The organism is Parvibaculum sp. (assembly GCF_002684405.1).
Taxonomy (GTDB): Bacteria; Pseudomonadota; Alphaproteobacteria; order Parvibaculales; family Parvibaculaceae; genus Parvibaculum.
On sequence record NZ_NYVD01000133.1, the window covers coordinates 1 to 9,510 of the forward strand.

10 protein-coding genes are annotated in these 9,510 nt (G+C 62.2%); 7 read left to right on the plus strand and 3 right to left on the minus strand.

Features of this window, described 5'->3' with window-relative positions:
* The first annotated feature begins 171 nt into the window (after positions 1-171).
* Positions 172-744, plus strand: coding sequence for a transcriptional repressor (locus CMI59_RS12305; RefSeq protein ID WP_293328549.1), 573 nt, complete (start codon positions 172-174; stop codon positions 742-744).
* Between the two features lie 6 nt (positions 745-750).
* Here the strand turns inward: CMI59_RS12305 and CMI59_RS12310 are convergent, their stop codons facing one another.
* The gene (locus CMI59_RS12310) at positions 751-1,698 is read right to left on the minus strand and encodes a helix-turn-helix transcriptional regulator (protein ID WP_293328550.1); all 948 of its coding nucleotides are present in this window, start codon (positions 1,696-1,698) and stop codon (positions 751-753) included.
* Positions 1,699-1,828: 130 nt separating this feature from the next.
* Here CMI59_RS12310 and CMI59_RS12315 point away from each other — a divergent pair, with 130 nt between their 5' ends.
* Together CMI59_RS12315 and CMI59_RS12320 are read left to right on the plus strand one after the other, a co-directional pair.
* The gene (locus tag CMI59_RS12315; protein WP_293328551.1) at positions 1,829-2,239 is read left to right on the plus strand and encodes a hypothetical protein; all 411 of its coding nucleotides are present in this window, start codon (positions 1,829-1,831) and stop codon (positions 2,237-2,239) included.
* A gap of 178 nt (positions 2,240-2,417) precedes the next feature.
* Positions 2,418-3,143 carry a dienelactone hydrolase family protein gene (locus tag CMI59_RS12320; protein WP_293328552.1) on the plus strand — a complete coding sequence of 242 codons (726 nt, stop codon included), beginning with the start codon at positions 2,418-2,420 and terminating at the stop codon, positions 3,141-3,143.
* A gap of 38 nt (positions 3,144-3,181) precedes the next feature.
* Here the strand turns inward: CMI59_RS12320 and CMI59_RS12325 are convergent, their stop codons facing one another.
* Positions 3,182-3,430: a zinc-finger domain-containing protein gene (locus CMI59_RS12325; protein ID WP_293328553.1), complete on the minus strand. Its 249-nt coding sequence runs from the start codon at positions 3,428-3,430 to the stop codon at positions 3,182-3,184.
* A gap of 238 nt (positions 3,431-3,668) precedes the next feature.
* Between CMI59_RS12325 and CMI59_RS12330 the strand changes: the two genes are divergently transcribed.
* From CMI59_RS12330 to CMI59_RS12340, 3 genes are all read left to right on the plus strand, one after another.
* Complete coding sequence (locus CMI59_RS12330) at positions 3,669-5,111, plus strand: MFS transporter (RefSeq protein WP_293328554.1); 1,443 nt, start codon at positions 3,669-3,671, stop codon at positions 5,109-5,111.
* A gap of 15 nt (positions 5,112-5,126) precedes the next feature.
* Positions 5,127-5,882, plus strand: coding sequence for an alpha/beta hydrolase (locus CMI59_RS12335; RefSeq protein ID WP_293328555.1), 756 nt, complete (start codon positions 5,127-5,129; stop codon positions 5,880-5,882).
* A gap of 236 nt (positions 5,883-6,118) precedes the next feature.
* Complete coding sequence (locus CMI59_RS12340; protein ID WP_293328556.1) at positions 6,119-7,504, plus strand: MFS transporter; 1,386 nt, start codon at positions 6,119-6,121, stop codon at positions 7,502-7,504.
* Between the two features lie 19 nt (positions 7,505-7,523).
* Here CMI59_RS12340 and CMI59_RS12345 read toward each other — a convergent pair whose 3' ends face one another.
* Positions 7,524-8,783 carry a M20 family metallopeptidase gene (locus tag CMI59_RS12345; protein WP_293328557.1) on the minus strand — a complete coding sequence of 420 codons (1,260 nt, stop codon included), beginning with the start codon at positions 8,781-8,783 and terminating at the stop codon, positions 7,524-7,526.
* A gap of 101 nt (positions 8,784-8,884) precedes the next feature.
* Between CMI59_RS12345 and CMI59_RS12350 the strand changes: the two genes are divergently transcribed.
* Positions 8,885-9,510 (plus strand): alpha/beta hydrolase (locus tag CMI59_RS12350; RefSeq protein WP_293328558.1); only part of this gene is annotated, 626 nt, incomplete at its 3' end.

Genomic DNA, 9,510 nt, shown 5'->3' on the forward strand with positions numbered 1-9,510 from the left:
ATTTCAGTCCAGGCCATCTGATCCTCCGTCGTCTTCGCAAACCACAGAGAATCATAAGCCACTGAAATCACTCAACTTAATTTTCGGTTGGGCTCTAAGACTATCCATTAGCCACGCCGCTCCGCGTTGTCGCAAACAATCGGAGATCCGGCATAGCCAAGGAGCAGGGATATGGAATCGCGCGATGACCCACCTCGGATCATTGACCTGATTACATCATTCGGTAGCAAGAACCTGCCGTCAGGCAAACACATGAGCAAGCACAGCACAGCAGCCAGTCGCGAAACCGGATCGCCGATGTCTTCTCAGGAACGACGATTGGCGGCGAGCCGACTGCGACCGACGATCACTCGGACCAGTGTCTTGAACGCGCTGGAGGCGGCGGCACCGAGCTGTCTCGATGCCCGCCAGATGTATCGCGTCCTCAGCACGCAACTCGACAGCGTCACACTTGCCTCGATCTATCGAGCGTTGAAGGATTTATGGGTTGCCGGGTTGCTGGTTCGCACGGAAGGCGCACATGGGCGCGGGTTCTATACCATCAAACCGGACGGGACAGACGCCCGCTACGACACGCTGCGATGTCACTGTGGTGCGCGACTGGTTTTCATTGAAGACGAGGTGTTGCGTGAACACCTGCGGTCGTTGGCGTGTGAGGAAGGATTCGCTCCCGACAAGGAGTCGGCTTATACCATCACCATGACGTGTACGGAATGTCGGCAACCCCGCAAGGGAGAACAGTAGCCGGTCTCAAGCCAGGACCGTCTGATCGGAAAGCACGATGCCCGGCACGGTCGTGGGCTCTCCGTCGGTCATTCGTTCCGAGAGATATCGCGCCGGAGGCTTGCCCACCGCCTTGCGGAACATGGTGACGAAGCCGCTGGCATTTTCGTACCCCAATTCCAACGCCACGGTCTGCACGCTTTCGCCCCTCGTCAGGCGTTGAAGCGCCAGGATCACATGCAATTGCCGGCGCCAGCGTCCGAAGCTCATGCCGATTTCCTGCAGTAAAAGCCGGCTCATGCTGCGCTCGCTCATACCAATACGGGTCGCCCAATCGCCCTTTGAGGTTTTGTCTGCGGGGTCGGCCAACAGCATTTCCGCGAGGCGGCGCAATCGTGGATCATGCGGCATCGGCAAATGCAGGTCTTCCACCGGAGCCGCCGCCAACTCATCCAGCAAGGCGGCTATCAGCCGATCTTCCCGGCTTCCTGGCGCATATAGCTTGGGAAACCCCGCCACTTTCAGAAGCAACTCGCGCAGCAGTGGCGATACCGAAATCGTGCAGCAGGTTTTCGGGAGATCCGGTGCGGCATCAGGCTCCACGAACAGGCAATAACACTCCGTGTTACCCGATCCCCGGGCCGAGTGGGGCAGGTCTCCCGGTATCCATACAGCGCATTGCGGCGGCACGATCCACACGCCGTCTTCGATTTCGCAATTGATGATGCCGCGGACGGAGTAAAGCAGTTGCGCCTTGTGGTGCTGATGCCTCGCATGTTCCCAGTCACTTGTTACCGATGTGGCACTCAGGGCAACAACGGGCCGGGGGACGTTATCGACGTCCCCGGTGACAGTCAGATCGGTAATGGCAACGCTCGACATGGTACGTGCTGAACCTCGGATCGAAGATGAGGCGTTTTGGCCTAATTGCAAAATATTATGTCCAAGTTGTGCAATGTCGTCCAGCCATTCCATCGGTATTCTGAGGCTAAATGCTGGCCGTTCTGCTCGCTCGGAGCATGGCTCCTCCCGACCGGGATAGGCCCTTTTTCCGACGGGGCACGGCAGCCGGCGATTTTTCCTTATGGTCCGAAGGAGTGTCGGCATGTTGATTGACGCCTCGCAGTTCCCTCTCGTGTGGATACGATTCAACGCGCCGGGCGCCGATCCCGAAGCTTCGCCTTTTGCTGAGTTCGAGGCATTGCTCGCCCGCAAGGAAGTCTTTGTTCTGCTCAATGACGAGGGACTTGATAAAGGCGATCACGAACATTCGCCGGAAGAAAAGAAGCAAACGGTGCTTTGGATGAAACGCCACAAGAGCGAATTGAGAGCCTTCATCAAAGCGGGGATCTATATCGAGCCGAGTACCGCCAAGCGGTTGGCGACCAAAGCGTTCGCCTCGGTGTATGAGAAATTCTGGGGCTATCCCATGCTCATGGTTGCCACCAGGGACCAGGCGCTGGCCCTGGCGCAGACATTGTTGCGAAGCGAGCAAGCGGAGACACGGGCACTTTAGGTCCGGCTAACTCTCGCGTGCGGCAATCTGCGCAGGGGTTGCGTCACGTCCCCCTCCCATAATTTGAGCGGCATCAAGGCTTTCGCCCATCCGGCGCGGGATAGTTTTCTCACGGTTATTACCGGAGGAGGAAACGGCCCGTGCCCTGCCGGACGACGCAAGAACACAGACAAGCCTGTTGGACCAGACAGACAGCCATGCCGCGGGCCGACCGTCCGCATGGGACGGCCGGTACCTGTCCGGTCGGGGCGTGATGCCGATGGGCAAGATCGTTCCTGCCAGAGAGGTCGACGTCGGGCCGCAAAAGCTGAAGGGCATACTCAATGTGCCCGTGGACGCGAAGGGCCTCGTCATCTTCGCGCATGGCAGCGGCAGTAGCCGGCTGAGCCCGCGCAATATGCGTGTCGCCGAAGAATTGCAAAGCCGCGGGCTGGCGACGTTGCTGCTGGATCTTCTGACGCCGCGCGAAGCGGCGGATCGGCGGAACGTGTTCGATGTGGTGCTGCTGGCCGGACGGTTGGTCGGGGCCACGAGCTGGGCCGAAGCGCAGCCGGAGCTCCAGGGGCTTGCCATCGGCTATTTTGGCGCCAGTACGGGCGCGGCGGCGGCACTGGTCGCGGCGGCGAAACCGGGAAACCATGTCGCCGCGGTGGTATCGCGCGGCGGACGGCCCGATGTCGCAGAGCCGATGCTCATGCATGTGCGCTCGCCGGTGCTTCTCTTGGCCGGCTCTCGCGACGGGGAGGTGGTCGAGCTCAATCGGCGCGCCTTGAAGGCTCTGCGCGGGACCAAAGAAATCGTGATCGTACCGGGGGCAGGGCACCTGTTCGAGGAGCCGGGCGCGATGGAGCAGGTGATGCAGCATGCGCTGCGCTGGTTTCTGACCTATCTGCCGCGCGACTAGCCGGTCTTCTCCCCCGGTTACCGCGCATCAGGGCCGGATCAGACGAATTCTTTTGCCGTCACGATCGCATCGGCCGGTTCGGACCGGTCGGCTCCCAGCGTCTCGTCGAATTTGTAGAGGGTCGAGCAATAGGGGCAGATGATTTCCGTCTCGCGGCCCATATCCAGATAGACATGGGGGTGGTCATGCGGCGGGCGAGCCCCCATGCATTCGAATTCCTTCACGCCGATGCGGATTTCCCGCAAGCCTGCGTCGTTCGCGAATTTTGGGGCGCCTGTGGAAGCCATGAGCCGCTCTTCCGTTTTGCTCGTTACCGGGTGCTTGCCGCCGGAGACCGCCCGGCAGCGGGGCTAAACTAATGGCTGCCGCCGCAAAATAATAGCCCCTCGCCAAGGCTTTGTTCCGCAACGAAAAACTTCGCAAAGCTGGTTCCTGTTCTGCTTGGCGCGAGGCGGCCTCTCCCTCATAATCTCCGCGCTCAAGACGGGGCATGGAGACACCGCCAAGGCGGGAGGAGATTTGCGAATGCCGCATGAAGCGGGAACGAAGCGGACAGCGTCCGGCGAGACGTCACTTTCCAAATGGCAGCTTCTGGCCTTTGCCATACCGGCGATCCCGATTTCGGCGATGGGACTGCCGCTGGTGGTCTATCTGCCGCCCTTTTATGCCGAACTGGGCCTCGGCACGGGGGTCGTGGGCTCGCTTTTCATGTTCGCCCGCTTCTGGGACGTTTTCACCGATCCGGTGCTTGGCATTCTTTCCGACCGTTTCGAGACACGGTGGGGCCGACGGCGCCACTGGATCGTGCTGTCGGTGCCGATCATGATGGTGTCGGTGGTGATGATCTTCATGCCGCCCGCGGGCGTGTCGGCCACCTATCTCATCACCTGGCTCTTCATCATGTATGTGGGCTGGACGTTGCTCACCATCTCGCACATGTCCTGGGGCGCTGAGCTGCATGGCGACTATCACGAGCGTTCCCGCGTGCAGGGCGCGCGAGAGGTAGCTCTTGTGGGCGGTATGGTGCTGGTTCTCGCCATGCCGATCTTCATCGAGCAGATGGCCGATGTCGACGAGGGCGTGCGCAATGCGATGCGGGTGGAAGCGATGGGCTGGTTCGTGCTCATCCTGCTGCCCATCACCGTGCTGATTGCCGTTCTTTCCCTGCCCGAACGCAAGACGCCGCCGCCCAAGCATGTGCCCTTCCGCGAGGCGGTTCAGGTTGTCCTTCGAAACATGCCGCTGCGCACGGTGCTGTTTGCCGATCTCATTTCCGGTATCTCGGGCGGCATCGTGGCGAGCCTTTTCATCTTTCTTGCGCGCGACGTGCTGCAACTCGGCTCCTTCACCAGCGCGCTGCTGCTTTGCTATTTCATTTCCGGTCTCTGCTTCGTGCCCGCCGTGCTGTGGCTCAGCCGGAAAGTGGGCAAACATCGCGCGGCGGCGATCTCCTCGCTCTTCAACACGGTGACGGTGCCGGCCATTCTGTTCATTCCGCCCGGGCAGCCTTTGATCGCGCTCGCGACATGGGTGCTGCTGGGCGTCAATATGGCGGCGGGGGCGTTCCTCTTCCGCGCGATCATGGCGGATGTGGCCGATCATGACGAAGTGCAGACCCATCAGCAGCGCACCGGGCTTTTCTATTCGCTGCTGACCAGCACCAACAAGGTGGGCGCCGCCATCGCCATCGGCGTTTCCTATTGGGCGCTCGACCTGATCGGCTTCGTGCCGCTGGGCGACAACAGCCAATGGACGCTCGATGCGCTGCGGGCCATCTATGTCTGGCCGGTGGTTTTCATCACGGCGGTCGTGGCCTGGCTGCTCTGGCGCTTTCCGCTGGATGAAAAGGTTCAGCGCGAAAACCGGCGGATCATTGAAATCCGGGCTATCGATGTCGCCGCGGCGGGCTTGTCCTCGCGGACATTGCAGCCGTCCGATCCGCAGTCGAGCAATGTGTCCGCAGACTGATCCGGGAGGAAGCTCATGCCGGTCGTGAATGTCGAGGGCGTCGACATTGCCTATGAGGTCGAAGGCGAGGGGATCCCCATGATCCTCCTGCACGGCTTTGCCTCCACCGCGGCGGATAATTGGGGCCGCACGGGCTGGGTGCAGGCATTGACGCGCACCGGGCGGCAGGTCGTCGCGATCGATCTGCGCGGGCACGGCAAGAGCGGGCATCCGCATGAGGAAGCCGCTTATGCGGGCGGACAGCTTGTCGACGATGTCGTCGCCGTGATGGACGAACTCGGCATTCAGAAGGCCGATCTCATGGGGTTTTCCATGGGGGCGGGGCTTGCCATGCGGCTGGCGTCGCAATATGGCGACCGCTTCGACAAGGTGGTGCTGGCGGGCGTGGGCGGCAAGATGCTGGCGCCGCGCGGGTCAGGCTGGAGCGAGAAAGTGGTCGAGGCGCTGACGACGGACGACCCGGAAAGCATCGACGATCCGACGGCGAAGGGATTTCGTCTTTATGCCGAACATCTGGACCAGGACAGGCTGGCGCTTGCCGCCTGCATGAAGGCGCCGGGAAGCGGGCAGGAGGTCGATTTTTCCTCCATCGCGAACGACGTGCTGGTGATCGCCGGCGCGCGGGACGATCTGGCGGGCGACCCGGCGGAGCTTGCCGCCGTCATGCCGCGCGCGAAGGCGGAGATCGTACCCGGGACCGATCACATGTTCCTGCTCGCCAATCCGATGTGCAAGGGCATGGTGATCGACTTCCTGACCGGCTGGGAGTGAGCGTCTAGATTTCCGGCAGGGCGTATTGCCGACTGGGCGATACAAAGGCGCAAATTGCATCGATGCCGGATTTTCCCAATAGCAGAAACCGTTCTGCTCCGGGGCGTGCCTGCAAGCGGCAAGTATTCGAACAGTGTTCGAACATTCGACGCCGCCGCAGCGGACATCCTGCTTCCCCGCGAAGGGATGCTTAGGCATACTCTGCCGCAAAACAAGCAGGGAGGAAGACGGTTCCTATGTCTGAAAAGAGTGCACCTTCGGGCCGATTGTCATGGGCAAGGCTGCTGGCATTTTCCGGACCTGCCATTCCCATCGCGGCGGTCGGTCTGCCGATCAGCGTCTACCTTCCGCATTTCTATGCCGAGGAAATGGGGTTGGGACTTGCCGCGGTCGGCACGGTGTTCTTCTTTGCGCGGATGTGGGATGTCGTCACCGACCCGTTGATGGGCGTGCTGTCCGACAGGTTTCCCTCGCGCTGGGGCCGGCGCCGTCACTGGCTGGTGCTCTGCGTCCCGCTGATGATGCTGTCGGCCTATATGGTGTTCATTCCCTCCGCGCCGGTCTCGTCCTTCTATCTCGTCTTCTGGATGTTCTTTCTCTATATCGGCTACACCATGCTGACGATTTCGCATCTGGCATGGGCGGCGGAACTTTCAGACGACTACAATGAGCGCTCGCGCATTCAGGGCTACCGCGAGGCCTTCGCGCTGGTCGGCGTGCCGCTGGTGCTGGCGATCCCGGTCGTGATCGAAAGATTCAGCGCGGCGAATATGGAATCCGCCCGCGTCAATTCGATGGGCTGGTTCATCATCCTGCTGCTGCCGCTCGCGGTGCTGCTCAATGTCTGGCTGGTGCATGAGCGGCCTGCGCGCAAGAGCGTCAAGTCGATTCCGGTGCGCGAAGCGCTGCGCGCGCTGACGCGGAATGTGCCCTTGCGCCGCCTGCTCGCGGCTGACCTGCTGAGCGGTTTTGCCGGAGCGGGACTCGGTTCGCTCTATCTCTATGAGTCCGATCTCGTCTGGGGTGTGAAGGACGCGCAGAGCCTGCTTCTGCTGCTCTATTTTTTCGGCGGCCTGCTCTTCATTCCCGTGGTGCTGGCCTTCAGCTATCGCATCGGCAAGCATCGCACCGTGGTGGGGGCGGCGCTCTTCAACACCTTTTTCCCCGCGGTGATCTTCCTCATTCCTCACGGCAATGTTGTCGTGGCCGCCATCGTTCTCCTGTTCCTCGGCCTCAATGTGGGGACGACGGCGACGCTTTACCGATCGATCATGGCGGATGTCTCCGACCTCGACGAACTGGAAACGGGGCATCGCCGCTCCGGTCTGTTCTATTCGCTGCTGACGTTGACGCAGAAGGTAGGCGGCGCGATTGCCGTGGGTGTCGTCTTCTGGACGCTTGCCGCGCTGGGCTTCAACCCCGACGGGGCGGGAACCTCGGGCGAGGGCGTCGAGGCGCTGTCCTATGTCTTCGTCGCGATCCCGGTCATCTGCAACGCGCTTGTGGTGCTGGTGATGTGGAGTTTCCCCATCGGGCTCGAAGAGCAGCGGGAATTGCGCGCAAAGCTCGACGAGCGCGTGGTTGAGGAAATGGAATCGGAACAGCACCCGCCCTTCGAGTGAGAAGGGCGGGCGAGCCGGTTCAGCAGCAGCCGCACCCGCCGAGATTGGCTTCGCCCTCGGGATTGTAGGCAGCGGCGACGGAGCGGGCGGAGCTGTCCCTGGAGCGGGCGAACTCTTCGGCTGCGCTTGTCCGCATCTTCTCATCCGTCAGATAGTCGATGGCCGTCATGGCGAGCGCCTTGGCGCCGTCGATACAGGCCTTGTCGCCGAGATCGGACGCGGCCCAGACCGCGAATTCCGGATTGTGGATCACCACATGCATCGGCGCGGAGCAGATCATGGGATGGATCGACGGCACGCGGTGGCTGACATTGCCCATATCCGTGCTGCCGGAGGAACCCGACGGCATCTTTTCGAGCGGGAAGAACTCCCGGCCCAGCGACGTCATGTTCTCTTCATAGGATTTCGCGAGCGGCATGGAGGTCTTGAGGTCGAGATAGTCGGCCTTTGCCCATTTGATGTCGGCGGTGCAGCCCGAGGCCATGGCGCCGGCCTGGAAGCAGGCTTCCACGCGCTTTTTCAGCGGGGCGAGGTCTTCGGCACTGGCGGCGCGGACATAGAAGAGCGCTTCGGTGTGGTCCGGCACGATGTTGGGCGCATCGCCGCCCTTTCTGATGACGCCGTGAATGCGCTCGGTCGGTTTGATGTGCTGACGAAGCTGCGCGATCGTCTGGTAAGACGTGATGAGCGCGTCGAGCGCGTTCAGGCCCGCATGCGGCATGGCCGAGGCATGGGCCGAGCGGCCGTGAAAGGTGACGGCTACCTCCGAGATGCAGATGCAGGGCATGGTGATGAGGTCGACGCCTGCCGGATGCACCATCATGGCGGCATCGACGCCCTCGAAGGCGCCTTCGCGCGCCATCAGCTCCTTGCCGCCGCCCATTTCCTCGGCGGGGGTGCCGAGATAGCGTACGCGGCCCGGCAGTTCACCATTGAGTTTGGAAAGCGCCATGGAGGCGCCGAGGCCCGTCGTGGCGATGATGTTGTGGCCGCAGGCATGGCCGATGCCGGGGAGCGCGTCATATTCCGACAGGATCGCGACTTCTGGTTTGCCCTCGGGGCCGAACTCGCTCGCAAAGGCGGTTTCGAGCCCATAGGCCGAGCGCGCCACCGGCATATCCGCTTCTTCAAGCTTTGCCGTCAGGATGCGCGCCGCCTCATGCTCGTGAAAGGCAAGCTCGGGCTTGGCGTGGATCGCGTGGCTCACCTCGATCAGCTCGGGCGCCATGGCGTCGATCATGTCGCAGAGTTTGGCTTTCAGCTTGGCGGCGTCGGTCATTTTTTCCTCCGAAATTTCATCAAAGGGTAGCGCCAGCCGGGAGACAATCAAAGCGCTGACTGGCTAGACTGCGGCCTCGTTTCGCGTAAGGGAATTCGGTCATGGAGAAATTCGTCTCGGACGGGCTGAAACTGGCCTATCGGGTGGAGGGGCAGGGCCATCCGGTGCTGATGATCCACGGGTTCGGCTCCACCCATGCGGTGAACTGGGTGGATACGGGCTGGGTGAAGGCGCTCGTCCGGGCGGGATACCGCGTCATCATGTATGACGGGCGGGGCCATGGGCAGAGCGACAAGCCGCATGACGAGGATGCCTATTCGCTCTCCCTGATGGCAGAGGACGCCGTGGCGCTGCTCGATCATCTGGGGGAACCGGGGGCCGATATCGTCGGCTATTCCATGGGCGCGATGGTGGCGCTCGTCATGGCGATGAACCATCCCGAGCGCGTGGATCGCGTGGCGGCGGCGGGCGTCGGCGAAAACCTTCTGGAACCGAGCCGCGAGGCCGACAGTGTGGCCGATGCGCTGCTCGCCGACAGTCTTAAATCCGTGACGACGCGGATGGGGCGCATGTTCCGCGCCTTTGCGGACCAGAACCGGCAGGACCGCGAGGCGCTGGCGGCCTGCTGGCGCGCGGTGCGGCAGCCCTTTCCGGTGGACGGGCTGAAGAACATCGCGCGGCCCGTGCTCGTCGTGGCGGGCGGCGACGGCGACCAGGCCGGCGCGCC